Source organism: Brachybacterium muris, assembly GCF_016907455.1.
Lineage (GTDB): Bacteria > Actinomycetota > Actinomycetes > Actinomycetales > Dermabacteraceae > Brachybacterium > Brachybacterium muris.
Genome location: NZ_JAFBCB010000001.1, coordinates 1533852 through 1559397, shown reverse-complemented (window position 1 = coordinate 1559397; position 25546 = coordinate 1533852). Strand labels below are relative to the sequence as shown.

24 protein-coding genes are annotated in these 25546 nt (G+C 70.1%); 9 read left to right on the top strand and 15 right to left on the bottom strand.

All coding sequences use genetic code 11. The features are described from left to right. Window positions 1-18: 18 nt before the first annotated feature. On the bottom strand, window positions 19-237 hold the full coding sequence (locus JOD52_RS17860) for a helix-turn-helix domain-containing protein (protein WP_376983397.1): 219 nt from the start codon (window positions 235-237) through the stop codon (window positions 19-21). Here JOD52_RS17860 and JOD52_RS07175 point away from each other — a divergent pair. Together JOD52_RS07175 and JOD52_RS07170 are read left to right on the top strand one after the other, a co-directional pair. Beyond that, on the top strand, window positions 236-460 hold the full coding sequence (locus JOD52_RS07175) for a hypothetical protein (protein ID WP_204409200.1): 225 nt from the start codon (window positions 236-238) through the stop codon (window positions 458-460). The genes JOD52_RS17860 and JOD52_RS07175 overlap by 2 nt on opposite strands. A 100-nt stretch (window positions 461-560) precedes the next feature. Next, entirely contained in the window at window positions 561-989 is a 429-nt protein-coding gene (locus JOD52_RS07170) for a hypothetical protein (RefSeq protein WP_204409199.1), read from the top strand. A 39-nt stretch (window positions 990-1028) separates the two neighbouring features. On the opposite strand, the gene JOD52_RS07165 is transcribed toward JOD52_RS07170, so the two are convergent. Beyond that, a complete protein-coding gene (locus JOD52_RS07165) occupies window positions 1029-1607 on the bottom strand; it encodes a cation efflux transmembrane domain-containing protein (RefSeq protein ID WP_204409198.1) in 579 nt (192 codons plus the stop codon). Between the two features lie 96 nt (window positions 1608-1703). Here JOD52_RS07165 and codB point away from each other — a divergent pair, with 96 nt between their 5' ends. The 3 genes from codB (at window position 1704) to purU (ending at window position 5180) form a co-directional block, all read left to right on the top strand. Continuing rightward, window positions 1704-2978 (top strand): cytosine permease, encoded by a 1275-nt coding sequence (codB, locus tag JOD52_RS07160; protein ID WP_204409197.1) that lies wholly within the window; start codon window positions 1704-1706, stop codon window positions 2976-2978. Further along, a complete protein-coding gene (gene codA / locus JOD52_RS07155) occupies window positions 2975-4225 on the top strand; it encodes a cytosine deaminase (RefSeq protein WP_204409196.1) in 1251 nt (416 codons plus the stop codon). The genes codB and codA overlap by 4 nt, the downstream gene beginning before the upstream one ends. 97 nt (window positions 4226-4322) lie before the next feature. Continuing rightward, the gene (gene purU / locus JOD52_RS07150) at window positions 4323-5180 is read left to right on the top strand and encodes a formyltetrahydrofolate deformylase (protein WP_204409195.1); all 858 of its coding nucleotides are present in this window, start codon (window positions 4323-4325) and stop codon (window positions 5178-5180) included. On the opposite strand, the gene JOD52_RS07145 is transcribed toward purU, so the two are convergent. The 13 genes from JOD52_RS07145 to JOD52_RS07085 all read right to left on the bottom strand — a co-directional run bounded on the left by JOD52_RS07145 (window position 5181) and on the right by JOD52_RS07085 (window position 18549). Beyond that, window positions 5181-6152 (bottom strand): SDR family oxidoreductase, encoded by a 972-nt coding sequence (locus JOD52_RS07145; RefSeq protein WP_239551823.1) that lies wholly within the window; start codon window positions 6150-6152, stop codon window positions 5181-5183. A gap of 88 nt (window positions 6153-6240) precedes the next feature. Next, on the bottom strand, window positions 6241-7023 hold the full coding sequence (locus tag JOD52_RS07140; protein WP_237738638.1) for a carbohydrate ABC transporter permease: 783 nt from the start codon (window positions 7021-7023) through the stop codon (window positions 6241-6243). A gap of 125 nt (window positions 7024-7148) precedes the next feature. After that, window positions 7149-8093, bottom strand: coding sequence for a carbohydrate ABC transporter permease (locus tag JOD52_RS07135; RefSeq protein ID WP_204409193.1), 945 nt, complete (start codon window positions 8091-8093; stop codon window positions 7149-7151). Then, the gene (locus tag JOD52_RS07130) at window positions 8090-9487 is read right to left on the bottom strand and encodes an extracellular solute-binding protein (RefSeq protein WP_204409192.1); all 1398 of its coding nucleotides are present in this window, start codon (window positions 9485-9487) and stop codon (window positions 8090-8092) included. Before JOD52_RS07130 ends, JOD52_RS07135 begins: the two co-directional genes overlap by 4 nt. Window positions 9488-9583: 96 nt before the next feature. Beyond that, complete coding sequence (locus tag JOD52_RS07125) at window positions 9584-10216, bottom strand: hypothetical protein (RefSeq protein WP_204409191.1); 633 nt, start codon at window positions 10214-10216, stop codon at window positions 9584-9586. Beyond that, on the bottom strand, window positions 10213-10686 hold the full coding sequence (locus JOD52_RS07120) for an NUDIX hydrolase (protein ID WP_204409190.1): 474 nt from the start codon (window positions 10684-10686) through the stop codon (window positions 10213-10215). Before JOD52_RS07120 ends, JOD52_RS07125 begins: the two co-directional genes overlap by 4 nt. Before the next feature lie 26 nt (window positions 10687-10712). Further along, window positions 10713-11216: a TM2 domain-containing protein gene (locus JOD52_RS07115; RefSeq protein WP_204409189.1), complete on the bottom strand. Its 504-nt coding sequence runs from the start codon at window positions 11214-11216 to the stop codon at window positions 10713-10715. Window positions 11217-11268: 52 nt separating this feature from the next. Then, window positions 11269-13515 (bottom strand): bifunctional cytidylate kinase/GTPase Der, encoded by a 2247-nt coding sequence (der, locus tag JOD52_RS07110; protein WP_204409188.1) that lies wholly within the window; start codon window positions 13513-13515, stop codon window positions 11269-11271. 20 nt (window positions 13516-13535) lie between these two features. Beyond that, on the bottom strand, window positions 13536-14642 hold the full coding sequence (locus JOD52_RS07105) for a prephenate dehydrogenase (protein ID WP_204409187.1): 1107 nt from the start codon (window positions 14640-14642) through the stop codon (window positions 13536-13538). Then, complete coding sequence (locus tag JOD52_RS07100) at window positions 14639-15517, bottom strand: pseudouridine synthase (RefSeq protein ID WP_017822623.1); 879 nt, start codon at window positions 15515-15517, stop codon at window positions 14639-14641. Before JOD52_RS07100 ends, JOD52_RS07105 begins: the two co-directional genes overlap by 4 nt. An 11-nt stretch (window positions 15518-15528) precedes the next feature. Then, window positions 15529-16401: a ParA family protein gene (locus JOD52_RS07095; RefSeq protein WP_017822624.1), complete on the bottom strand. Its 873-nt coding sequence runs from the start codon at window positions 16399-16401 to the stop codon at window positions 15529-15531. A gap of 70 nt (window positions 16402-16471) precedes the next feature. Then, window positions 16472-17500 carry a site-specific tyrosine recombinase XerD gene (locus tag JOD52_RS07090; RefSeq protein ID WP_204409186.1) on the bottom strand — a complete coding sequence of 343 codons (1029 nt, stop codon included), beginning with the start codon at window positions 17498-17500 and terminating at the stop codon, window positions 16472-16474. Window positions 17501-17547: 47 nt separating this feature from the next. Beyond that, window positions 17548-18549 carry a heme o synthase gene (locus tag JOD52_RS07085; protein ID WP_017822626.1) on the bottom strand — a complete coding sequence of 334 codons (1002 nt, stop codon included), beginning with the start codon at window positions 18547-18549 and terminating at the stop codon, window positions 17548-17550. Window positions 18550-18832: 283 nt separating this feature from the next. On the opposite strand from JOD52_RS07085, the gene tkt reads away from it, so the two are divergent. The 4 genes from tkt (at window position 18833) to pgl (ending at window position 25429) form a co-directional block, all read left to right on the top strand. Continuing rightward, complete coding sequence (tkt, locus tag JOD52_RS07080) at window positions 18833-20932, top strand: transketolase (RefSeq protein WP_204409185.1); 2100 nt, start codon at window positions 18833-18835, stop codon at window positions 20930-20932. A 27-nt stretch (window positions 20933-20959) separates the two neighbouring features. Beyond that, complete coding sequence (gene tal, locus JOD52_RS07075) at window positions 20960-22078, top strand: transaldolase (RefSeq protein WP_204409184.1); 1119 nt, start codon at window positions 20960-20962, stop codon at window positions 22076-22078. A gap of 94 nt (window positions 22079-22172) precedes the next feature. After that, window positions 22173-23714, top strand: coding sequence for a glucose-6-phosphate dehydrogenase (gene zwf, locus JOD52_RS07070; protein WP_204409183.1), 1542 nt, complete (start codon window positions 22173-22175; stop codon window positions 23712-23714). Further along, window positions 23711-25429 carry a 6-phosphogluconolactonase gene (gene pgl / locus JOD52_RS07065; RefSeq protein WP_204409182.1) on the top strand — a complete coding sequence of 573 codons (1719 nt, stop codon included), beginning with the start codon at window positions 23711-23713 and terminating at the stop codon, window positions 25427-25429. Before zwf ends, pgl begins: the two co-directional genes overlap by 4 nt. Window positions 25430-25546: the final 117 nt, after the last annotated feature.

The following is a 25546-nucleotide window of genomic DNA, read 5'->3' as shown; positions in this document are numbered from 1 at the left end:
CCTGGCCCTCTGCACATGCTATCGGCGAAGCTGGACGTCCTGACCCTCCCTGCACCCGAGGTCCGCGGACGGACTTGCCGCACGAAAGGCCGAGGGCGGTACTCCGTTCCATCTCTTGAAAGCGATTGAGAAGGCCGCTGGATCGGCGTAGCCGAGCGTGCGGACGATGGAGGCGATCGATCTGTCCGTCTGCTGGAGCAGCTCGACGGCAATGGCGTTCACGGTGGCATCGCGGATGGTCCCGAAGTCCGTCCCGCTCTGGGCGAGCCGGCGCTGCAGGCTTCGTGCGGAGACCTACGGCGTCACCTTCGACGGCACCCAGCTGGGTGACTGGCAGCTGGCGGATGACCAGGGCACGATCACCGTCTCCCTGCCGGACACCCGCGGTGGGGCCGACACCTTCGCGGTGCATGCGGCCGACGGGTCCGTGCTGGGCTGGTCGATCGTGAAGCTGCGCTGACCCTTCATCTCCGCACGACAGGAGCCGGGGCGTTCCCGCGGGACCGCTCCGGCTCCTGTCGTCCCCGAGGGGCCATCCCCCGCCCGCCTAGTCTGGGTCGATGACGCACTGGCTGCTGCCCATCGACCCCGCGGCCCACGCCGAGCACCAACCGCACGACTGGGCCACCCGGCCGGACGCCACCTCCGTGTGGGAGGCGATCGCCCGGTCGCAGAGGATCGACCGCTGGTGCCTGCGCAGCGGATTCCGCATCATGCGGGAGGGGGACAGGATCTGGGCCTACCTGTCCCGGCGGCAGGAGCTGTGCGCTACGGGCTCGGTGCGCCGCATCACCCGGGAAGCCGACCGGTGGTACGTCCAGATCGCCTGGGACGAGGACCTCACCGCCCACCTCTGCAGGCAACCGCTCCCCCGCCGCGAGTTCGGTCAGGTGCCGATGTCCACCTGCCGGGCGAATCCCGGTGCGGCAGGGGTGCTGGACGAGCACCTCAGGGTCCTCAGGGTCCTCAGGGTCCTCAGGGCAGGGTGAGCACCGCCCCGCATCGTCACGGGACCGTCCGAATCGCTCTCAGTCGTCGTCGAGCTCCAGCTCGGGATGCTCCTCGCGGGTTTCCCGGAACACCTCCACCGGGGCCCCGGCGTTGACCGCCGCGATCACCAGACCCACCACGATGTCCGGCACAGGTGACGCCCAGACCAGCATCACGGCACCTGCCGCGATGATCAGCACATTGGCCAGCGCGTCGTTGCGGGCGGCCAGCCACGCGCCGCGCCCCAACGAGCCGTGGCCGGACCGAAGCCGCATCAGCAGCACCGCGCACACCAGATTGACCACCAGGGCACCGGCCCCGGTGGCGCCGAGCACCAGCGGCTGCGGGGTGCCGCCCTCCAGGATCCGATGGATCGCCGTCCACAGGGCCGCGAACGCCGGCAGCAGGATCAGCCCGGCCAGCGCGTACGAGGCCTTTCGACGCGAGGCCAGCGGCCAGCCCGCCGCCACCAGTACCAAGGTGTTGATCAGGAAGTCCTCGAGGAAGTCGGCCGCGTCGGCGAACAGTGCCACCGAGCCGATCCGCCAGGCGATCACCCCCTCCACCACGCAGGCGATCAGGTTCAGCGCGGCCACGATCGCGACGATGCGCCGCATCGATGAGGTGAGATCACGGGAGTCCGAATGGTCATCCTCTCGCTCCCATCCCGGAACGTCGTACCGGAAGGTCCTCGCGAGTCGTACAGTGCCACCGTGACGAAGAGCGCTACCACCGCCCCCAGCACCGACACCCCGCCCCGCGGGGACCACGACTACTCGCTGGAGCCGGTGCCGCTCGGCGCACGGCGCGGCTTCTGGTCGGTGGGCTTCGTGATGCTGGGCTTCACCTTCTTCTCGGCCTCCATGAGCGTGGGCGCCCGCCTCGGCAACGGCCTGGACCTCACCGGTTTCCTCGCCGCGATCATCATCGGCGGCCTGATCCTCGCCGCCTACACCGGGGCCCTGGGCTACATCGGCGCCCGCACCGGCATGAGCATGGACCTGCTGGCACAGCGCGCCTTCGGCAGGGCCGGCTCCTACCTGCCCTCGGCCCTGATCTCCCTGACCCAGATGGGCTGGTTCGGGGTGGGCGTGGCGATGTTCGCCCTTCCCACCGGGGAACTGCTGGGCATCGGCCCCTGGCCCATCGTGCTGATCGCCGGGGCTCTGATGACCGCCTCGGCGTACTACGGCATCCGCGCCATCGAGATCGTCAGCTTCATCTCCGTGCCGCTGATCGCCGTGCTCGGCACCTATTCGATGATCACCGCCACCGCCGAGGGAGGGGGCCTTGCCCAGGTGTTCGCTCAGTCCTCCGGGATGCCGCTGGTGGTGGGCATCGGTCTGGTGGTGGGCTCCTTCGTCTCCGGCGGCACCGCCACCCCCAACTTCACCCGCTTCGCCTCCAGCCCCCGCATCGCCGTGATCACCACCGTGGTCGCGTTCCTGCTGGGCAACGCCCTGATGTTCAGCTTCGGAGCCGTCGGCGGCGCCTTCACCGGCCAGCAGGACATCTTCTACGTGATGATCGCCCAGGGACTGGCGATCCCCGCACTGATCGTGCTGGGCGCGAACATCTGGACCACCAACAACAACGCCCTGTACACCACGGGCCTCGGCTTCGCGAACGTGACCAAGATCGACAAGCGGCCCCTGGTGCTGGTGGCCGGTGTGCTCGGCACCCTGGGCGCCCTGTGGCTCTACGACAACTTCATCCTGTGGCTGAACGTCTTGAACGCCACCCTCCCCCCGATCGGTGCGATCCTCATCGCCGACTTCCTGCGCAAGCGCCGCGACTATGCCGACGGCCAGGCTCCCCACTCGGTGGTGGCCTGGGGATCCGTACTCGGTGTGGTCGCCGGCGGCCTGGTGGGCTGGACCGTGCCCGTGGGCATCGCCTCGATCAACGCGATGGTGGTCGCGGTGGTCTGCTACCTGCTGGGCGATCTGCTGCTGGACCGTCGTGCCCCTGAGAGACTGGCCTCATGAGCGCCTCCAGCACCCTGATCCGTTCACTCCGCATCGAGGACGCAGAACAGCCCAGCGACCTGCGCATCCAGGACGGCCGAATCACCGCGATCGCCCCGAGCCTCGATCCGCTGGAGGGCGAGGAGATCGTGGAGGGCCACGGACGGCTCGCGCTGCCGCCGATCATCGAGTCCCACGTCCACCTGGACTCGGCACTCACCGCCGGCCAGCCCCGGTACAACGAGTCCGGCACCCTCTTCGAGGGCATCGAGGTATGGAGCGAGCGCAAGCGCGACCTCACCGTCGAGGACGTCAAGGACCGCGCCGGCCGGGCGATCCGCCAGCAGGCCGGCTTCGGCATCCAGTACGTGCGCAGCCACGTGGACGTCACCGATCCCGAGCTGACCGCACTGCGGGCCCTGCTGGAACTGCGTGAGGAGCTGAAGGACACCATCACCCTCCAGCTGGTCGCGTTCCCCCAGGAGGGCATCCTGTCCTTCCCCGACGGCCCCGCCCTCATGCGCAAGGCCGCCGAGATGGGCGTCGACGCGCTCGGGGCGATCCCCCACTTCGAGTTCACCCGCGAGTACGCCGTGGACTCGTTGAACCTGGTGTGCGAACTCGCTGCCGAGTTCGACCTGCTGGTGGACGTGCACTGCGACGAGATCGACGACGAGGCCTCCCGGGGCCTGGAGACCCTCGCCACCCGCGCACTGGAGCTGGGGCTCCGGGACCGGGTCACGGCCAGCCACACCACTGCCATGCACTCCTACAACAACGCCTACGTGGTGCGCCTGATGCGCCTGCTCACCATGAGCGGGATCAACTTCGTCTCCAACCCCCTGGTGAACACCCACCTGCAGGGCCGCACCGACACCTACCCCAAGCGCCGCGGCGTCACCCGGGTCAAGGAGCTCACCGAGGCCGGCATCAACGTCAGCTTCGGGCAGGACGACATCGTGGACCCCTGGAACCCGCTGGGCACCGGGAACCTGCGCGACGTCGTGCTCAACGGCCTGTACGTCACCCAGATGATGGGCCGCGAGCAGATCCAGCAGTCCTACCGCTTCATCACCCACAACGCCGCCCGCACCCTGCACCTGGGCGATGACTACGGCATCGAGGTGGGCAAGGCCGCGAGCTTCGTGATCCTGGATGCCTCGAGCTGGCAGGAGGCCCTGGCCTGGAACGCGGGACTCATCGCCTCCTACCGTGACGGCCGCGTGATCGCCCGGGGCGAGCCGGCCACCCGCGAGATCCTCTTCTGAGCCAGGGGCGCCCGGTGTACGCCAGGCGCCTAGTGCAGTGCCCGTCCTCAGTGCGGACACTCCGGCATCCGCATTGGTGGATACCTACACTGCCCGGATGACCACCCAGAACCATCATCTCGTGCTGACCCTCGTGTGCGAGGACCGCCCCGGCATCGTCCACGCCGTCACCGGCGCGGTGGTCGCCACCGGCGGCAACATCACCGAGTCCCAGCAGTTCGCCAGCGCCTCCACCGACCGCTTCTACATGCGGATCCAGGTGGACACCCCGGCCGCCCAGGAGCAGTTCGAGCAGGAGCTGCAGCCTGTCATCGATCGTTACGACATCGAGCACACCCTCGACGTCGCAGGCAGGCCGCTGCGCACCCTGATCCTGGCCTCCACCGCGAAGCACTGCGTCAACGATCTGCTGTTCCAGACGGACGCCGGGAACCTCCCGCTCGAGGTGCCGCTGATCCTCGCCAACCACGACACGCTGGCCCCTCTGGCCGGGTTCTACGAGGTGCCGTTCGAGCACCTGCCCGTCAAGGGGCCCGAGCAGAAGGCAGCCTTCGAAGCCCGGGTGCTGCAGGCCGTCGATGAGCACGACGTGGAGCTGGTGGTGCTGGCGCGCTACATGCAGATCCTCTCCCCCGAGCTGTGCGATGCGCTCGCCGGGCGCTGCATCAACATCCACCACTCGTTCCTGCCGGGCTTCAAGGGCGCCAACCCCTACCGGCAGGCCCACGCCCGCGGCGTGAAGCAGATCGGTGCCACCGCCCACTTCGTCACCAGCGACCTGGACGAGGGCCCGATCATCGAGCAGAACGTGACCCGGGTGGACCACACCCGCTCCCCCGCCGAGCTGATGGCCATAGGGCAGGACACCGAGTGCCGCACCCTGCGCCAGGCCGTCGGCTGGTACGCCCAGTCCCGCGTGCTGCTGGACGGTGCCCGCACCGTCATCTTCCGCTGATCAGAAGACGGGCCGGCCGCCGGTGACACCGAGGACGGTGCCGGAGACGTAGCTGGCCTCGGCGGGGCTCGCGAGGAACACGAATGCCCCGGCCACCTCGGAGGGCTGACCGGCACGGCCCAGTGGGGTGTTGCCGCCGAACTCGGTGTAGTCGTCCGGGGTGCGGGTGGCGACGTTCAGCGGGGTCCAGATCGGTCCGGGAGCGACCGCGTTCACGCGCACTCCCTTCTCGCCGAGGTCCGCAGCGAGGTTCACGGTGACGTTGTTGATCGCGGCCTTGGTGGCGGCGTAGTCCATCAGCGGCACCGAGGGGTCGTAGGACTGGATCGAGGTGCAGTTGATGACCGAGCCGCCGGGCTTAAGGTGCTTCGCGGCCTCCTGCGTGATCCAGAACAGTGCCTCGAGGTTCGTGGTCAGCGTGCGGTGCAGGCGCGCGGAGTCCATGCCCTCGATGCCCTTGGGCTCGGCCCGGCCCCACTGGAAGGCGGCGTTGTTGACCAGCACGTCCAGCCGGCCGAACCCCTCCACGGTGTCGGTGACCAGGGAGCGGGCCAGCTGTTCGTCCTGGATGTCACCGGGCAGCAGCAGGGCACGCCGGCCGGCCTTCTCGATCCAGCGACCGGTCTCCTCGGCGTCCTCCTGCTCCTCGGGCAGGTAGGAGATCGCGACGTCGGCGCCCTCGCGGGCGTAAGCGATCGCGACGGCGCGGCCGATGCCGGAGTCACCGCCGGTGATCAGCGCGGCGAGGCCCTCCAGGCGGCCGTGTCCCACGTAGGACTCCTCACCGTGATCGGGCACCGGCTGCATCGGGGCGGTGAGCCCCGGGGGCTGCTGGTCCTGGGACGGGAAGTGGGGCTCCCCGTCCTTGGTGCCGAGCCCGAGGGCGTGCTCTGCCACCTGCGGCTGCAGGGTGGAGCGCGCCGGGTCCGCGGCGATCTGGGTGCTGCTCTTCTGGTTCTCGTCCTGGTTCATGGCTGCTCCTTCGTCGAGGGCGGTACGACACCGACGCTAGTAAGGCCCGGGCCCGAGGGCACGGATGAGGATCGAACGAGTGGTCGGCTCAGCCCTTCACACCGCCTGCGGCGGCGAAGCCCTGACCCAGGGTGCGGCCCAGGAACAGGTACAGCACCACCACCGGGATGGAGTAGAAGATCGAGAACGCCGCCAGCTGCCCGTACGCCACCTGCCCGTACTGGGAGGAGAAGGTGTACAGGGTGACCGCCGCCGGCAGGTTCTCCGGGCTCAGCAGCAGCATGAACGGCACGAAGAAGTTGCCCCACATGGACACGAAGGTGAAGATCGTGGCCACGGCCAGGCCGGACTTCATCAGCGGCATCACCACCGACCACAGCGCCCGGTACACCCCGGCGCCCTCCGTCCAGGCGCTCTCCTCGATCTCCACCGGCACGCCGTCCATGAACCCCTTGGTCAGGAAGATGGCGTACGGCAGGGAACTGGCACCCAGGAACAGGATCGCCCCGAACATCGAGTCGATCAGGTTCACCTGCACGAACAGCGAGTACACCGGGATCATGATCGCGGTGATCGGCAGACCGGTGGAGAAGATGATCGTCAGCAGCAGCGGCCGCTTGGCGCGGAACCGGAACCGGCTCATGGGGTAGGCGCACAGGACCGCAGCGGTCATCGTCACCAAGGTGGCACCGCCGCACAGCAGCAGCGAGTTCCACAGCGGCCGGAAGGTGGTCTCCGTGTTCCAGATGGCCCCGTAGTTGTCCAGGCTCCACCTCGAGGGCCACTTCACGGCGAGGCTCGCCTCGGTGTCGAAGGAGGCCAGGACCACCCACAGCAGGGGCACCAGGAAGGACAGGCCGATCACCAGCATCGCGATGCTGCTGGCGATCGAGGCGCCGCGGGAGCGGGTGCCGGTGCTGGAGCGGACCGGGGAGGGCGAGCCGGCCTCGTCGTTGCCAGAACGATCCTCGACGGCGGTGGCGGTGTTCGGGGCACTCATCGCTTGTCCTCCTCGGGGAGCAGACGCAGGTACACCAGGGAGGCGGCGGCACCGATCAGCAGCAGCAGGAGGGCCACTGCCGTGCCGTAGCCGAGCTGGCCGTAGGAGAAGGCCTGCTCGTACATGTACAGCGGCAGGGTCTGGCTCTGACGGGCCGGGCCACCGCCGGTCATGATGAAGATCAGGCCGAACACCGAGAGGGTCTGCAGGGTGATCAGCATCAGGTTGGTGGCGATCGCCGGTCGGAGCATCGGCACCGTCACCGACCAGAAGCGCCGCACGGGCCCGGCACCGTCGATCGCGGCGGACTCGTAGATGTCACTGGGCACGGAGCTGAGCGCCGCCGAGTACACGAGCATCGAGAACGCGGTGCCGCGCCACACGTTGGCGAAGGCCACCGCGATGATCGGCAGGCTGAACAGCAGGTCCTGCGGGGGCAGTCCGATCGCGGTGATGATCGCGTTCAGGCTGCCCTCATTGGCAAAGAAGGTGTACAGCAGGTAGCCGGCCACCACCTCGGGCAGGATCCAGGCAGCGATCACCACCGAGGTGACGGCGAAGGTGATGATCCGGTTCGCGCGCTCCATCAGCAGCGCGAGCGCGAGGCCCAGCAGGTTCTGCCCGATCACCGCGGAGATGATGGTGAACACCAGGGTCAGGGCCACCGAGTTCCAGAAGTCGCCGTCAGTGAAGGCCTTGACGAAGTTGTCGAAGCCGACGAACGAGGTCTCCTCCGCGCCTCGGCCTCGGATCGCGTTGTCCGTGAAGGCGAGGTACAGCGAGTACAGGATCGGGCCCAGCATGAAGCCGATCAGCAGCAGGCCCGCCGGCAGCATGGGCACCGCGCGGGGGAAGGTCAGGCGATCCCCCAGGCTGGCGTGACTCTTGCGCTTCTGCGGCGCGGGCTGCGCCTCGGTGCGGTCGGTGGTGGCGGTGCTCATGCGTTGGCCTCCTGCACGTTCTCCGCACCCACGATCTCGGTGACGGTCCGGTCGTACTCGGCGGCGGCGTCCTCCGGGCTGGTGTCGGTCATCACCGCTTCCATGGCCTCCTGGATGGCCGAGGACACCTCCGGATAGGACGGCAGTGCGGGCCGGTAGTAGGCCGTCTCCAGCAGGTTCGTGAAGTACTCGACCGCCGGGGAGTACGTGCGGTACTCCTCACTCTCGGCGACGTCTGCCCGCACCGTGATGTGGTTGTCGCGGATCGCGTAGTCGACCAGCGTCTCGGTGGAGACCAGCTTCTTGAGGAACTCGAAGGCCACGTCGCGGTCGGTGACGTGCTGCGGGATCGACAGGCCCCATCCGCCGGCCAGGGTGACGGTGCCGGTTCCGCCGCCGTCCTGGGTGGGCATGTCCGCCAGGCCGATCTGATCGGGCCACTCCGGCCAGGGCCGGGTGCCGGTCTCGGTCCAGTTCTGGGAGATCCAGGAGCCGTCGATGAGGATCCCCAGCTTCTTGTCCGGCAGCAGGGAGGTGTAGATCGACTCGCCGATGTTCGGGTCCAGGTGCTGGCTGAGGGAGAGGGTGAGCTCCTCGTCGAAGATCGTGCGCAGGAAGGTGAGGGTGTCCACGAAGCCCGGGCTGCCCAGGATCCACTTCTCGGTGTCCTTGTCGTACAGGCCCGTGCCGTCCCCGGTGCCGTACAGCAGCATCTCGAAGCCCTGCATGGAGGCCTTCTCCCCCTGGGGGGTGCCGGCGAACATGAAGAACGGGGTGGCCTCGCTGCCGGAGTCGCGGATGGTGCGGGCGGCCTCGAGGATCTCCTCCCAGCTGGTGGGCTGCCAGTCCTCCGGCAGGCCGGCCTCGGCGAACACCTCCTTGTGGAACCACAGGGCGCGGGTGTCGGTGGTGATGGGGACGCCGTAGATCTCACCGTCCTCGCCGGTGACGGCTTCCTTGGAAGCATCGGCGATGTCGTCCCAGTTCTCGAAGCCCTCCACCAGATCGGTGATGGGCTGCAGGTAGCCGGCACCCACGTCCGACAGCAGGATGAAGGAGTCCTCGTACACCAGGTCGGGGCTGGTGCGGGGCGAGCTCATCAACAGCTCGTTCTTGGTGAAGTAGTCGTTCTCCGAGGCGACGATCGGCACCAGTTCGACCACCAGGTCGGGGTTCTCGGCGGAGAACTCCTGTGCGGCGGTGGTGATCCACCACTCCTTGATGGTGCCGGAGCCGAACTGCTGGAAGGCGATGCGGATCAGGTTGGGGTCGCGGTTGGTGCCTCCGCATCCTGCGAGGGCGGCCAGGGGGAGCACGGCGGCCACCCCGGCGGTGTACCGCAGGAACGTGCGGCGATCGGTCCCCGGTGATGGTGGGGGCTGCGTGGCAGGCACGGGCTCCTCCTCAGGTCGACGTTGACGTGATCCGCCGGGCTCACGCGGAGCCAACGGCGGGGCGGCCCAGGGTACACGCAAAATGTGGTGGGCGTCTCACCCGATCCCGTGCAGGCGCAGCGCGTCGCGGTAGGTCGCGGTGGGCGGTACATCGGCCATCTCGAACCACCAACGGGCATGCGGCACGAGGCGCACGTCGTGCCACGGCACCTCGAAGCCGGGATCGCGCCACAGGGTGAGGGCCACGTCCTGCCGGCGACCGGCGGCCACCAGCGCCAACCTGCGCAGCCGTGCGGTGGAGTGGATGCTCGCCCGGCACACGGTGGGGATGGCGACGGTATCGTCGAAGGGCAGCGTCCACACCGTCTCCCCCCAGTGCAGCTGGGCCGCGGAGCCCTCCCCCGCCACCACGGCGGGCAGCCGGAGGTCGTCGGGCACCACTTGAGTGCGTGGCGCTGGCCGGCCCTGCTGCAGTATCGACGGTTCGACCCAGGCGCCGGGGATCACCACCCTCCCTGCCACGGACACCTCCACCAGCAGGGCATCGGCGAAGGGCAACAGGTGTGCGGCAAGGGCCCCGGCCCGGGTCAGGTCCCGGCGGGGCACGGCCAGCAGCCGCACCAGTGCCAGGTCCTCGAGGTCATCGCCCTGGGGGTCCAGAGGCAGCGCGACGGTGGTGCCCGGCGCCGGCCCGGCGTTCGAGCTTCCGGCCAGGTTCCTCCCGGTCACTGCCTGAACCCGGCCTGGAGGCGTCCCGACAGGGCGATCTGCAGCTGCTCGGCGAAGCGCTCGCTGAGCTGAGGCAGCTCGTCGAGGGCGAACCAGCGGGCCTCGGTGTTCTCGCCGTCGGCGGGGTGCGGCTCCCCGCTCAGGTGCTCGGCGAGGAAGCACAGGTCCAGGTACTGGGCACGATCGCCGTTGTCGTAGGTCATCTCCGGCAGGGTGCACACGTCGATCAGGCGCACCATGCGGGTCTCGATGCCGGCTTCCTCGCGGACTTCGCGCGCGGCGGCCACGGCGGGCTGCTCACCCGGGTCGATGATCCCGGTGATGTGGGTCCAGGCCCCGTTGTCGGCGCGGCGCACCAGCAGCACGTGGGTGTGCGAACGGTCCAGGACGACGGCTGTCACCCCGCTCATCCACAGCAGTGCGTGGCCGATGTGGCGGCGGAGGTTCAGGACGAACTGCGGGGTGGCCATGGGGTGTGGGACTGTGCGCCGGACGGTCAGTCGGTCAGCGGGCGACCGTGGGCGTCGTGGGTGAAGGACCCTGCCTTGGCGAGCACCATGATGCCTTCGATCAGTCCCCAGATCGAGCCGATGCCGCAGGTGACCAGGGTGACCGCGATCTGGATGATGCCGATAGTGGTGTAGCCCATGAGGAAGCGGTGCACACCCCAGCCGCCCAGGAAGATCCCCAGCAGGCCCACCACCAGGCGGCTCTGCCCGGCCGGGGCGCCGGCAGGCACAGGTGCCCCGCCGGGAGCAGCGCCGGCAGGCACAGGTGCCCCGCCGGGAGCAGCGCCGGGAGCACCGTATGGCTGCTGGTAGCCGCCGCCTGCGGCCTGCTGAGGCGGGCCCCACGGCTCCGAAGCGGAGGACTGCCCCTGCGCGGGCTGGCCGTAGGGATCGGAGGCGGACGGCGAGGAGTACGGGTCCGACGACGAGGACGGACCGTAGGGATCATCGGAGGGCTGGTTCCACGAACCGTTGTCGGAAGGGCGGCTCATGCTCCCAGCCTACTGTGCGTGCCGAACAGGACGCGGGTGGACGCGCCTGAGCTCAGCGCTTGCGCTTTTCACGGATCCGCACGCCGATCACGATCGGTGAACCGGTGAACTCGAAGTCCTCCCGCAGGCGGCGCTCGATGAAGCGACGGTAGCCGTGCTCCAGGAACCCGGAGGCGAAGATGACAAACCGTGGCGGCCTGGAACGGGCCTGCGTAGCGAACAGGATCCTGGACTGCTTGCCGCCGCGCAGAGGGTGCGGGTGGGCCGCCACCAGGGTGCCCAGGAACGCGTTGAGGCGACCGGTGGGGATACGCGTGTCCCACGACTCCAGTGCCGTCTCCAGCGCCGGGACCAGGCGGTCCGCGTGGCGACCGGTGCGGGCCGAGAGGTTCACCCGCGGCGCCCAGGCCACGTGGTGGAGGTCCTTCTCGATCTCCCGCTCCAGCTGCTTGCGGCGCTCCTCGTCCAACAGGTCCCACTTGTTGAAGGCGAGGACCAGGGCACGCCCGGACTCCAGCACCATGTCGATGATCTTGAGGTCCTGGGTGGAGATCGGCTCGTTGGCCTCCAGCAGCACCACCGCCACCTCGGCGCGGTCCAGGGCGGCCCGGGTGCGCAGGGAGGCGTAGTAGTCAGCGCCCTGGGACTGCAGGACGCGGCGGCGGATCCCGGCGGTGTCCACGAAGGTCCACTCGCGCCCGCCCAGCACGATCTTCTCGTCAACCGGGTCGCGGGTGGTGCCGGCCAGGTCGTCGACCACCACGCGGGTCTCCCCTGCCAGGCGGTTCAGCAGGGAGGACTTGCCCACGTTGGGGCGGCCCACCAGGGCCACACGGCGCGGGCCGTGGTCCACGGGCTGGCCGCGTCCCTCCTTCGGAAGCACCCTCAGCACCGCGTCCAGCAGGTCGCCGGAGCCGCGGCCGTGCAGTGCCGAGACGGGGTACGGCTCCCCCATGCCCAGGTTCCACAGGGCGGCCGCCTCGAGCTCACCGCGCGCATCGTCCACCTTGTTGGCCACCAGCACCACGGGGTGGTCGGTGCGGCGCAGCACCTTCAGCATCTGCTCGTCGGTGGTGGTGATGCCCACGTTGGCGTCGACCACGAACATGACCACGTCCGCCAGTTCCACGGCGACCTCGGCCTGCTGGGCGACGGAGTAGGCGATGCCCTCCACCTTCTCCTCCCAGCCGCCGGTGTCCACCAGCCAGAAGTCGCGCCCGGCCCACTCGGCCTCGTAGAACACGCGGTCGCGGGTCACGCCGGGCACGTCCTCCACCACGGCCTCGCGGCGGCCCAGGATGCGGTTGACCAGCGTGGACTTGCCGACGTTCGGGCGGCCGACCACGGCCACCACCGGCAGGTTGGGGCTGGGCGAGCCGGTGGGCAGCTCGTCGTCTTCCCCCTCCAGCAGCGCCAGGTCCTCGTCGTCCAGGTCGAAGTCTGCGAGGCCCGCACGCAGGGCCGTGGCCACGTCCTCGTCGGAGGGCCCCTCACCCCGGACAGCCCCGGCGCGGTCACCGCGCTGGGCGTCCACACCCTGCTCGGAGGCCGGACGGTGGTCGGCCGCGGAGACGGAGGCCGCAGCGGCACGCTCGGACTGCTCGGCCTCGACCCGGTCCACCAGGGCCAGGATCCGCACCACCACGTCGTCGATGCCCAGGCCGGTGGTGTCGATGGTGGTGACGCCGTCGGCAGCGGTGAAGAACTCCGAGACGGTGGCGTCGTCGCGGTCGCGGCGCAGCACTTGGTCGGCCATGCGCCGGCGGGTCTCCTCGGTCTGCTCGAGGTCAAGCTCCGCGGCGCGGCGGCGCATCCGCTCGTCCTCACTGGCGGTGAGCAGCACCCGCACATCGGCGTCGGGGGCCACCACGGTGGTGATGTCCCGGCCCTCGGCTACGCAGCTGCCGCGCTCGGCGGCGGTCGCGAACAGCACCTCGCGCTGGCGGCGCTGCAGGATCGCCCGTACCAGGGTGTTGGTGGCGACCGCGCTGACCTGCGTGGAGATTCGCTCGGTGCGGATCTCGCCGGTGATGTCGGTGCCCGCCACCACCACGGTGGCGCCCTCGGGGTCGGTGCCCAGGTCGAGGTCCAGCTCCTCGGCGACAGCGGCCACCGCTTCCCGGTCCTCGAGGTCCACGCCGGTCTCCAGGCAGCTCCAGGCGACGGCCCGGTACATCGCGCCGGTGTCCAGGATGCCGCCCTCGAGGGCCTCGGCCACGCGCCGCGACACCGTGGACTTGCCGGATCCGGCCGGGCCGTCGATGGCGATGGTCACGCCGGAAGAAGTGCTCGTCTGCATCCGTCCAGGATACGGGGCGCTCAGCCCTCGGCCACCGTCCAGCCGCGCTCGGCGAGCTCCCGGGTGAGCAGGTCCTCACGGGTGGCCATCACGGCGATGTGGGCCAGGCCCACCTTCTGGCCGAGGGTGTGCTCCAGCCGCAGGTCCTCGAGGTTCACGCCGATGTCGCCGATCTCGGTGAGCAGGCGCGCCAGTTCGCCGGGTCGGTCGGGCACCAGCACCGTCAGGGTGCCGAAGTCGTCGCCGGCGCCGCCGTGCTTGCCGGGGATGCGGCGCACACCCCGGTTGCCGTCGGCCACCAGGTCCGCCAGGGCCCTGCGGGAGCCGACGGCCGGATCGGGGTCACCGGCCAGGGAGTCCAGCGCGTCCATCACGCCGTCCAGGCGGGTGCGCACCTGCCCCAGCACCCGGGCGATGGCTTCGGCGTTCGCGCCCAGGATCTCCACCCACAGGCGGGGGTCGGAGTCGGCGATGCGAGTGGTGTCGCGCAGTCCCTGTCCTGCCAGGCCCATCGCGGTCTCCGTGGGCGTGAGCAGCGTGGTCGCCAGCAGGCTGGCCAGGAGCTGGGGGACGTGGGACACGTGGGCCACGGCGACATCGTGCGCGGCGGCCTCCATCACCACCGGCACGGATCCGATCTCGGTGGCCAGTCCCTTCAGCATGGTGGTGGCCTCCGGGAGCGTGCCCTCGTGCGGGACGATCACGAAGGGGCGGCCGCGGAACAGGTCGCCGCGGGCGGCGATCACTCCGGAGACCTCGCGTCCGGCCATCGGGTGGGTGCCGATGTAGCGGGTCAGCAGTTCCTCGTCGACCGACTCCCGTACGGCGTCCAGCACCGTCTTCTTCACGCTCGCCACGTCCGCCACGATGGCCCGGGGCCAGGTGGTCAGGGCGCGGGCCACGATCTGCGCGGTGATATCCGGCGGGGCGGCCACCAGCACCAGGGCGGGGTCCGGGTCGTCGGGTCCGGGCCGGGAACCGACCCCCATCTCGACGGCGAGGGCGGTGGTCCCCGGGGAGGCGTCCTCCACCTGCACGCGCACGCCGGTCCCCATCAGGGCCATGCCGAGGGAACCGCCGATCAGGCCGGTGCCGATCACCCGCACCGGCGAGGGGACCAAGCTCACAACCCGACCTCCGCCATCAGCGTGCCCAGCTCCTTGTCGGTGACCTCGCGCATCTCCCCCGGCGCCAGCTCGCCCAGCAGTACCGGCCCGATGCGGGTGCGCACCAGCCGGGTCAGCTCGAAGCCCTGGGAGGCGAACATGCGACGCACGATGCGGTTGCGGCCCTCGTGCAGCGTCACCTCCACCACCGCCTCGCGGCCGTCCTGTGCTAGCACCCGGGCCTTGTCGGCGCGGGCCGGGCCGTCCTCGAGGTCCACGCCCTCACGCAGCGTGCGCACCAGGGAGCGGGGCGGCCCGCCGGGGGCGTCGAAGCGGCACACGTAGGTCTTGGCGATCTCGAAGCTGGGGTGGGTGAGGCGGTGGGCGAGCTCCCCGTCGTTGGTCAGCAGCAGCAGACCCTCGGTCTCGTAGTCCAGGCGGCCCACGTGGTAGAGCCGCTGCTCGTACCTGCCCGCGAACTCGCTGAGGTCGCGGCGCCCCTCGGGGTCGCTCATAGCGGAGACCACCTTGCGGGGCTTGTGCAGCACCACAGTGGTCTTGCCCTCATCCAGCTGGAGCCGGCGCCCGTCCACATGCACCACCTGGCGGGCTGGATCCACCCGGACACCTTGGGTGACGACGACTTGGCCGTCCACCGTGACGCGGCCGGAGGAGATCAGTGCCTCACAGGCGCGGCGTGAGCCGAATCCGGCCCGGGCCAGCACCTTCTGCAGCCGTTCCCCGTCCTCAGCCTGCACGGTGTCGCCACCCGATCGGACCCTCTCCCCCTGATCGTCGCGCAGGCGCACCGTGCGCGGCGGGGTGAAGGCGCTACGGCGCCGCTTCTTCGGTGCCGGCGAACCGGTCGAGGAGGAGGACCTGGAGCGATCAGCCATGGGCGGCGGGCTCAGGCCGCGGAGCCGCGGGAGATCAGCTCGCGCGCCAGCTGCCGGTAGGCATCGGCCCCCTTGGTGGAGGACGCGAAGGAGATGATCGGCTCGGCCGCCACGGAGGCGTCGGGGAACTTCACGGTGCGGTTGATGGTGGTGTGGAAGACCTTGTCGGGGAAGGCCTCGACCACGCGCTGGCACACCTCGCGGGAGTGCAGGGTGCGCGGGTCGAACATGGTGATCAGGATCCCGTCCACCTCCAGGCGCGGGTTGATGCGGTCCTGCACCTTCTCGATGGTCTCCACCAGCAGCGCCACGCCTCGCAGCGCGAAGTACTCGGCCTCCAGCGGGATGATCACGCCGTGGCTCGCGGCCAGCGCGTTGATGGTGAGCAGGCCCAGGGAGGGCTGGCAGTCGATGATGATCACGTCGTAGTCGTCGGCCACCGGGCGCAGCACGCGGGCCAGGGCCATCTCGCGCGCCACCTCGTTGACCAGCTGCACCTCCGCGGCGGAGAGGTCGATGTTCGCCGGCAGCACGTCGAGGTTCTCGGTCTCGGTCTCGTGGATGACCTCGCGGATGTCGTGGCTGCGGTCCATCAGCAGGTTGTAGACCGTCACGTCGAGGTCGAAGGAGTTGATCCCCGTGCCGGCGCTGAGTGCGCCCTGCGGGTCCAGGTCCACCAGCAGCACCTTGCGTCCCAGCTCCGCCAGGGCCGCCCCCAGGTTGATCACGCTGGTGGTCTTCCCGACGCCGCCCTTCTGGTTGACCATCGAGATCACGCGGGCCGGGCCGTGGCTCTCGAGCGGCGCTGGCTGCGGCAGTTCGGGCATCGGCCGGCCGGTGGGGCCGAGGTCGATGTCGAGCTGCTGGTTAGCGGTCGGGCTCACTGTGCGTGTTCCTGTCGTCGAGCGGTCTGGTGCTGCGGGCCGGGGCCCACATGATGCCGGGCCAGTCTACTCACGGGCCCTGCTCGCCCGTGGGGTTCCCGGCGGGCCCCCGGGGGTTCTCCTCAGCGGTCCCATCGGTGCTCCCCGACCGGGCGGGACGGCGACGTGCACGCGGGTGGGCCGTGGCGTGGATCTCCCGCAGGGAATCCACCGTCACCTGCGTGTACAGCTGGGTGGTGGTAACCGAGGCATGCCCCAGCAGCTCCTGCACGGCACGCACGTCGGCCCCGCCGTGCAGCAGGTGGGTGGCGTAGGAGTGGCGCAGGGTGTGGGGGCTGATCTGCTCGCTGATCTCCGCGTCACGGCCGGCGCGCTGGACCACCTGCCAGGCGGCCTGGCGGGTCAGTCGTGTGCCGCGGGATCCCAGGAACACGGCAGGGGTGCCGCGGCCACGAGCTGCCAGTGCGGGCCGGCCCCGGGTGAGGTAGGCGTCCAGGGCGTCCAGGGCGTAGCGGCCCACCGGGACGGTGCGGTGCTTGTCGCCCTTGCCGCGCAGCAGCACGGATCGCTGCTCGCGGTCCACGTCGTCCAGGTCCAGCCCGGTGGCCTCCGAGATGCGGGCACCGATCCCGTACAGCAGCTCCAGCAGGGCCCGGTCGCGCAGTGCCCGCTCGGTGGCCAGTTGCCCGGTGCTGGGTCTGCCTGCGGCATCCAGCAGTCGCAGCACGTCATCGATGGGAAGAGGGTGCGGGAGCCGACCGGGCCGGGCCGGGGCCGGCAGCAGGCGGGTGGGGTCACCGCTGGTTGAGGCCCTTTCCGAGTCCAGGAACCCGTGCAGACCGCGCACGGCGGCCAGGGAACGGGCAGCGCTGGAGGCGGAAAGGGCGGCGCCGCAGTCCGCACCGGACCGCACGGCCTGCAGCCAGTTCGAGAGCTGCGCGGGCTGCACGGCGAGGGGGTCGATGCCCTGGGTCTCGAGGTACGCGAGGTAACGGGTGAGGTCGCGCCGGTAGGCGGCGACGGTGTTGGCGGCCAGGCCGCGCTCGATGCGCAGGTGGCTCAGATACTGCTCGAGGATGCGGCGGTCACCGTCCCTCATCGCCGGCCGTCCCTCACCGTCGATGGCCCGTCACCGCTGGGACGTCGTCACAGGGTGACGAAGGGATCGATTGCCAGTGCGATGAACAGCAGCGACAGGTACGTGATGGAGGCGTGGAACACCTTCATGGGGGCCAGCTTCTTGCCGCTGGCGCCCTTACGAACGCGGTGCGCGTACCGCACCACGAGGTAGCCGAACCACCCGCCCAGCAGTACGGCGGAGACCCCGTACACCCAGCCGGTGTCGCCCAGCGGGATGATCGCCAGGCTCGCCACGATCATTAGCACGGTGTGCATGACCATCTGTGCGGACACCTTGGAACGGGAGGCGACCACGGGGAGCATCGGCACGCCGGCGTCGGCGTAGTCCTTGGAGAACTTCTCGGCCAGCGGCCAGTAGTGCGGCGGGGTCCAGAAGAAGATCACGGCGAACAGCAGCACCGCGGTCCAGGACACGGTGCCAGTCACGGCCGACCAGCCGATCAGTACGGGCATGCAGCCGGCCACTCCGCCCCACACGATGTTCTGGCTGGTGCGGCGCTTGAGGATCATCGTGTAGAAGACGACGTACAGGAGGATCGCGGCCAGGGCCAGCGCCGCGGACACCCAGTTCACCAGCACGCCCAGCCACACCGTGGAGACGATCGACAGCACGATCCCGAAGATCAGCCCGTCTCGCGGGGAAATCTGCCCGGTCACCAGGGGCCGGTTGCGGGTGCGCTTCATCTGGGCGTCTATGTCGCGGTCCAGATACATGTTCAGCGCATTGGCGCCACCGGCGGCGAGGTAGCCGCCCACCACGGTGGCCAGGATCAACCACGGGGAGGGGAACCCGCCGGCCGCCAGGAACATGGTGGGGATGGTGGTGATCAGCAGCAGCTCGATGATGCGCGGCTTGGTCAGCGCCACGTAGGCCTTGATCACGGAGCCCACGGAGCGTTCACGACGCCCGGGACCGTCCGTGCGACCCTTGCGGCCGCTGCTGCGGTTGCCGTCACCGGCTCGCTGGTCCCTGCTCGGGATCGACGACGTGCCCTGGGTGGCGGTCACCGTCCACCGTCCTTCCTCGTGGTCCCGGCATACCGGACCGTCCGATGGTCCTGCCGGAGTGCATCCGGTCCAGTGTATGCAGAGGTTCCCGAGAGGTCCCGGAACGGCGGCGTGAGACCAGGCACCCGCCATCGCCCGGCCCTGCCGGTCGGTCCGGCAACCGCGGGCACCCCGTGGCGCGTGCGCCGCACCGGACTAGGCTAGGAGGGTGTTCCGCGTGCCTATGCGCGCGGCGGTCGACCTGAGCGGCTTCGACGCCGCTCCCCCGACGAAAGGAATCCCCGTGACCGATACGTTCAAGGCACCCGAGGGCTGGACCGAGCTGGATCGACGTGCGGTGGACACCGCCCGCGTCCTCGCCGCCGACGCCGTGGAGAAGGTGGGCAACGGCCACCCCGGCACCGCGATGAGCCTGGCCCCGGCCGCGTACCTCCTGTACCAGGACGTCATGCGCCACGACCCGGCCGACTCCCGCTGGCTGGGCCGCGACAAGTTCGTGCTCTCGGCCGGTCACTCGAGCCTGACCCAGTACATCCAGCTGTTCTTCGGCGGCTTCGGGCTGGAGATCGAGGACATCGAGGCGCTGCGCACCTACGGGTCCAAGACCCCGGGCCACCCCGAGTACCACCACACCGACGGCATCGAGACCACCACCGGTCCCCTCGGCCAGGGCATCGCCACCGCCGTGGGCATGGCCATGGCCCAGCGCCGCGAGCGCGGCTTGCTGGACCCGGACGCCGCCCCCGGCCAGAGCCCCTTCGACCACTTCGTGTACGTGATCGCCTCGGACGGCGACATGCAGGAGGGCATCTCCAACGAGGCCTCCTCCATCGCCGGCACCCAGCAGCTGGGCAACCTGATCGTGCTGTGGGACGACAACGACATCACCATCGAGGGCCACACCGACATCGCCTTCACCGAGGACACCGCGGCCCGCTACGAGGCCCTGGGCTGGCACGTGCAGACGGTGGACTGGACGAACGGCGGCACCGAGTACGTCGAGGACGTCGCCGCGCTGAAGAAGGCCATCGAGGAGGCCCAGAAGGTCACCGACAAGCCCTCCTTCATCGACCTGCGCACCATCATCGGCTGGCCCACCCCCGAGCTGCAGGGCACCCACAAGGTGCACGGCAACAAGCTCGGCACCGAGGCCGTCAAGGCCGTCAAGGAGGTGCTCGGCTTCGATCCGGCCAAGGACTTCGAGGTCGCCGACGAGGTCCTGGCCCACACCCGGGAGCTGCGCGAGCGCGGCGCCGAGGCCCGCCGCCAGTGGGACGAGAAGGTGAGCGCCTGGCGCGAGGCGAACCCGGAGCGCGCCACGCTGCTGGACCGCCTGAGCGCCCAGGAGCTTCCCGAGGGCTGGGCCGAGGAGCTGCCCACCTTCGAGGCCGACGCCAAGGGTGTCGCCACCCGCGCCGCCTCCGGCACGGTCCTGAACGCCCTGGCCGCTGTGCTGCCCGAGCTGTGGGGCGGCTCCGCCGACCTCGCCGGCTCCAACAACACCACCATGGAGGGCGAGCCGTCGTTCATCCCCGCCGAGCACTCCACCGACGAGTTCACCGGCACCCCCTACGGCCGCACCCTCCACTTCGGCATCCGTGAGCACGCCATGGGCGCGATCCTCTCGGGCATCACTATCGGCGGGCTCACCCGGGCCTACGGCGGCACCTTCCTGCAGTTCTCGGACTACATGCGGCCCGCGGTGCGCCTGGCCTCCCTGATGGGCGTGCCCAGCATCTACGTGTGGACCCACGACTCCATCGGCCTGGGCGAGGACGGACCCACCCACCAGCCGATCGAGCACCTGGCGGCCCTGCGTGCCATCCCCGGTCTGTCCGTGGTGCGTCCGGCCGATGCCAACGAGACCGCTGCCGCCTGGAAGGCCACCCTCGAGCACCGCGACGGCCCGGTGGGCCTGATACTGACCCGTCAGGCGGTCCCCACCTTCGACCGCTCCGAGTACGCCGGCGCCGAGGGCCTGGCACGCGGTGCGTACGTGATGAAGGAGGCCGAAGGCGGCGAGCCGCAGCTGATCCTGCTGGCCACCGGCTCCGAGGTGCAGATCGCCGCCGAGGCGCAGAAGCAGCTGGAGTCCGAGGGCGTGCCCACGCGACTGGTGTCGGTCCCCTCCTTCGAGTGGTTCGACGCGCAGGACGAGGCGTACCGCGAGTCGGTGCTGCCGAAGTCCGTGCGGGCCCGCGTCTCGGTCGAGGCCGGCATCGCGATGCCCTGGTTCCGCTACCTGGGCGACGCCGGCCGAGCCGTCTCGGTGGAGACCTACGGCGCCTCCGCCGACTACAAGGTGCTGTTCGAGAAGTACGGCGTGACCCCGGAGGCGGTCGTGAAGGCCGCCCACGAGTCCATCGCCGCGGCCAAGGCCTGAGACGTCGAGAGTCCTGAGGAGGACCAGATGAACGATCAGCGAAACCCCCGCACCCGCGCCCTGTCCGAGGCCGGCGTGTCGATCTGGCTCGACGACCTCTCCCGGCAGGCGATGACCTCCGGCGACCTCGCCGAGCTGATCGCCACCCGTGACGTGGTGGGCGTGACCACCAACCCCTCGATCTTCCAGGCGGCCATCGCCGGTGTCTCCGTGTACGACGAGGACATCGCGCGCCTGGCCGGTGAGGGCAAGGACGTGGAGGCCGTGGTCGAGGTGCTCACCACAGACGACGTGCGCTCCGCCTGCGACCTGTTCAAGGAGCAGTACGAGGCCTCCGGCGGCTACGACGGTCGCGTGTCCATCGAGGTGGACCCGCGCCTGGCGCACGAGACCGAGGCGACCATCGAGCAGGCCGAGCGCCTGCACGGGATCGTCGGCCGCGAGAACGTGATGATCAAGATCCCCGCCACCGAGGCAGGGCTGCCGGCCATCACCGCCACCATCGCCAAGGGGATCAGCGTCAACGTGACCCTGATCTTCTCGGTGGCCCGGTACCAGGACGTCATCGAGGCGTACCTGGCCGGTCTCGAGCAGGCCACCGAGAACGGCCACGACCTGTCCACCATCCACTCGGTCGCCTCGTTCTTCGTCTCCCGCGTGGACACGGAGATCGACGAACGGCTCGCGGCGCTGGGCGGTGAGGCCGAGGTGATGCGCGGCTCCGCCGGCGTCGCCAACGCCCAGGCCGCCTTCGGGGAGTACCTGGAGGCCTTCGGCTCGGAGCGCTTCGAGGAGCTGAAGGCCAAGGGCGCCAACGTGCAGCGGCCGCTGTGGGCCTCCACCGGGGTGAAGAACCCCGAGTACCCCGACACGCTGTACGTGGACTCCCTGGTGGCCGACCCCAGCGTGAACACCATGCCGGGCAAGACCCTCGACGCCGTCGCCGACCACTCCGAGCCCGGGGAGCCGCTCAGCGCCGAGACCGCCCAGAAGGGCGAGAAGGTGCTCGATGCGATCGCCGAGGCCGGGGTGGACCTGGCCGACGTGTTCGCCGTGCTGGAGCGCGAGGGAGTGGAGAAGTTCGAGAAGGCCTGGGAGGAGCTGCTCTCCACCGTCAAGGCCACCATCGAGGACACGCGGGGCTGACCCCGTACCCGCCACGGGGGCGGGCCACCAGTGCGGTGGACCGCCCCCGTCGCTCTCCCCTGCTGCTCAGCTTCCCTTGCTGAAAGGACCCCTAGTGACCGACTCCCCCGAACCCACGGCGGTCAACCCGCTGCGCGACCCCCGTGACCGGCGCCTGCCGCTGATCGCCGGACCCAGCTCCATGGTGATGTTCGGTGTCACCGGCGACCTGGCGCGCAAGAAGCTGCTGCCGGCGATCTACGACCTCACCCATCGCGGCCTGCTGCCACCCAGCTTCGGCCTGGTGGGCTTCGGTCGTCGCGACTGGTCCGACGAGGACTTCCAGGACTACGTGCGCAAGAGCGTCTCCGAGCACGCCCGCACCCCCTTCACCGACAGCGTCTTCGAGCAGCTGCGCGGCGGGCTCCGGTTCGTCACCGGCGAGTTCGACGACACGGCGGCCTTCGAACGGCTCACCGAGGTGGTCTCGGAGCTGGACGCCACCCGCGGCACCGGCGGCAACCACGCCTTCTACCTGTCGATCCCGCCCAGCGCCTTCCCCGAGGTGTGCCAGCAGCTGGCGGACTCCGGCCTGAACACTCCCCGTGACGGCTCCTGGCGTCGCGTGGTGATCGAGAAGCCCTTCGGCCACGACCTGGCCTCCGCCCGCGAGCTCAACGACGTCGTCGAGAAGGCGTTCCGTCCCGAGGACGTGTTCCGCATCGACCACTACCTGGGCAAGGAGACGGTGCAGAACATCCTGGCGCTGCGCTTCGCCAACCAGATGTTCGAGCCGGTGTGGAACGCCACCTACGTGGACCACGTGCAGATCACCATGGCCGAGGACATCGGCATCGGCTCCCGCGCCGGCTACTACGACGGCATCGGCACCGCCCGTGACGTGATCCAGAATCACCTGCTGCAGCTGTTGGCCCTGACGGCCATGGAGGAGCCGGTCTCCTTCCGCGCCTCGGACCTGCGGGCCGAGAAGGAGAAGGTGCTCTCCGCCGTCGAACTGCCCGAGGACCTCGCCGCGCACACCGCGCGCGGGCAGTACGTGGGCGGCTGGCAGGGCGGCGAGAAGGTCAGGTCCTACCTCGAGGAGGACGGCATCCCCGCCGACTCCACCACCGAGACCTTCGCCGCGATCCGTCTGGACATCGCCACCCGCCGCTGGGCCGGGGTGCCGTTCTACCTGCGGGCCGGCAAGCGCCTGGGCCGCCGCGTCACCGAGATCGCGGTGATCCTCAAGCGTGCCCCGTTCCTGCCGTTCCGCTCCACCGACACCGCTGACCTGGGGCAGAACGCCATCGTGATCCGGGTGCAGCCCGACGAGGGCGTGACCATGCGATTCGGGTCCAAGGTGCCCGGCACCCAGATGGAGGTGCGGGACGTGACCATGGACTTCGCCTACGGCATGAACTTCACCGAGGAGTCCCCGGAGGCGTACGAGCGCCTGATCCTGGACATGCTGCTGGGCGACCCGCCACTGTTCCCCCGCCAGAAGGAGGTGGAGCTGAGCTGGAAGATCCTCGACCCCATCACCGAGTTCTGGGCCGAGAACCTCAGGCCCGCCCCCTACCGCCCCGGCTCCTGGGGACCCGATACCGCACACGAGATGCTCGCCCGCGACGGGCGCACCTGGAGGCGACCGTGATCACCACCCTTACCGACACCACCGCATCCGAGGTCGAGAAGACCATGATGCAGATGCGGGAGACCTTCGGCGCGACCACCATCGGCCGGGTCCTCACCCTCATCATCGTCGCCACCGGTGACGACATCGACGGTCCCGTCGAGGCCGCCGTGCGAGCCAGCCACGAGCACCCCGCGCGGGTGATCGTGGTGGACACCGACCCCGATGCCGCCTCCAGCGGCCTGGACGCCGAGGTGCGGGTGGGCCGCGACGCCGGGGCCGGCGAGATCGTGATCCTGCGGGCCCGCGGGGAGATCCTGTACTCCCTGGACACCCTGATCATGCCGCTGCTGCTGGCCGACGCCCCGATCGTCACCTGGTGGCCGGAAGGTGCGCCCTCCTCCCCCGTCCACGACGTGCTGGGCTCCATGTCGCAGCGTCGCATCACCGATGCCGCCGCCTGCGAGGACCCCCTGGCCACCCTGAAGCGCCTGCGCCGCGGCTACGCCAGCGGCGACTCGGACCTGGCCTGGTCGCGCCTGACCAACTGGCGCGGCCTGGTGGCCAGCGTGTTCGAGATCCCTCCGGCCACCACGCCGAAGGCGATCCGGGTGGTGGGCCACAAGGACGATCCCTCGGTGGTGCTGATGGCCTCCTGGCTCGAGCACGCGCTGGACATCGAGGTGGAGATCGCCGCTCCCGGTGAGGGCGAGGCCGATGGTCCCGGTGTGCTCGGCGTGCACCTGGACCGTGAGGACGGCACCATCTCCCTGGCCCGCACCCCCGGCAAGGACGGTGACGAGGACGCGATCGTGATGAGCCTGCCGGGCGATGAGGACGGTCAGCACGTCACCATGCCGCGGCGCTCGCTGTACGAGCTGCTGGCGGAGGAGCTGCGGCGCCTGGACCCCGACGAGGTGTACGGCGAGGTGCTCGCCCATGCCTTCAGCGGGATCGAGGACGCCGCCGTGTTCGCCGGTGGCAAGCCCGATCCTCAGGACCGTGTGCTGGACGATGCCGACGCGGTCGCCCAGGCGGCTGCGGAGGATGCCGCTGCCCGCCTCGTCCAGGCGCTCACCGAGCGCAGTGTCGCCCACCTGGTGGTGACCGGCGGCACCGTGGGCACCAAGGCGGCGGCTGCGCTGCCCAGTGCGCTCCGCTCGGCCCTGAAGGGGACGGCGACGGGGAATACCGGCGGGGACTCTGCCCTCGAGGGCCTTCACGTGTGGTGGGGCGATGAGCGGTTCGTGGACCCGGAGTCCGATGATCGCAACGAGAAGCAGGTGCGCGAGAGCCTGCTGGTGCCGCTGCATGAGGCGGGCATGCCGGAGCGCAACATCCACCGCATGCCCTCCCCCTTCGACGGCGTGTCCCGTGAGGAGGGTGCTGCCTGGTACGGCCAGCAGCTGGACCTCGCCGGCGGCGACCAGCCGTTCCGCACCCGGGGCAGGGCGTTCTTCGACGTGCTGTGGCTGGGCATGGGGCCCGACGGGCACGTGGCCTCCCTGTTCCCGGAGCATCCCGATCAGCGGGAGACCGGGGCCAGTGCAGTAGGTGTGGACGACTCCCCCAAACCGCCAACGGAGCGGATCTCGCTGACGTGGCCGGTGCTGAACTCGGCCCGTCACGTGGGCGTCCTGGTCGCCGGTGAGGACAAGGCCGCGGCCGCGGCCCGCGCGCACGGGGACATCGACCCGTGGAACACCCCAGCCTCGGCAGTGCGGGGGCTGGAGTGAATATTCGCCTCGCTGGGGTCCGCTGATCGAGGGTTCGGGTGCCACGTCGCTGCCGTAGCGGTGGCGTCGTTCGGGACCACCAGTGGTGTCGTTGGGGCCGCTCTGTCTACGCTCCTT

Coding starts and splice junctions, on each gene's coding strand:
- JOD52_RS07165 (WP_204409198.1), bottom strand. CDS start 1,607: ATGCGGCGCATCGTCGCGATCGTGGCCGCGCTGAACCTGATCGCCTGC.
- JOD52_RS07140 (WP_237738638.1), bottom strand. CDS start 7,023: ATGCTGGTGATCGGCCTGTCCTTCCTGGTGCCCCTGCTGTGGGTGGTC.
- tal (WP_204409184.1), top strand. CDS start 20,960: ATGAACGATCAGCGAAACCCCCGCACCCGCGCCCTGTCCGAGGCCGGC.
- JOD52_RS07090 (WP_204409186.1), bottom strand. CDS start 17,500: ATGAGGGACGGTGACCGCCGCATCCTCGAGCAGTATCTGAGCCACCTG.
- JOD52_RS07120 (WP_204409190.1), bottom strand. CDS start 10,686: ATGGCCACCCCGCAGTTCGTCCTGAACCTCCGCCGCCACATCGGCCAC.
- JOD52_RS07115 (WP_204409189.1), bottom strand. CDS start 11,216: ATGAGCCGCCCTTCCGACAACGGTTCGTGGAACCAGCCCTCCGATGAT.
- JOD52_RS07175 (WP_204409200.1), top strand. CDS start 236: ATGGTCCCGAAGTCCGTCCCGCTCTGGGCGAGCCGGCGCTGCAGGCTT.
- der (WP_204409188.1), bottom strand. CDS start 13,515: ATGCAGACGAGCACTTCTTCCGGCGTGACCATCGCCATCGACGGCCCG.
- purU (WP_204409195.1), top strand. CDS start 4,323: ATGACCACCCAGAACCATCATCTCGTGCTGACCCTCGTGTGCGAGGAC.
- JOD52_RS07100 (WP_017822623.1), bottom strand. CDS start 15,517: ATGGCTGATCGCTCCAGGTCCTCCTCCTCGACCGGTTCGCCGGCACCG.
- JOD52_RS07135 (WP_204409193.1), bottom strand. CDS start 8,093: ATGAGCACCGCCACCACCGACCGCACCGAGGCGCAGCCCGCGCCGCAG.
- JOD52_RS07145 (WP_239551823.1), bottom strand. CDS start 6,152: ATGAACCAGGACGAGAACCAGAAGAGCAGCACCCAGATCGCCGCGGAC.
- JOD52_RS07170 (WP_204409199.1), top strand. CDS start 561: ATGACGCACTGGCTGCTGCCCATCGACCCCGCGGCCCACGCCGAGCAC.
- codA (WP_204409196.1), top strand. CDS start 2,975: ATGAGCGCCTCCAGCACCCTGATCCGTTCACTCCGCATCGAGGACGCA.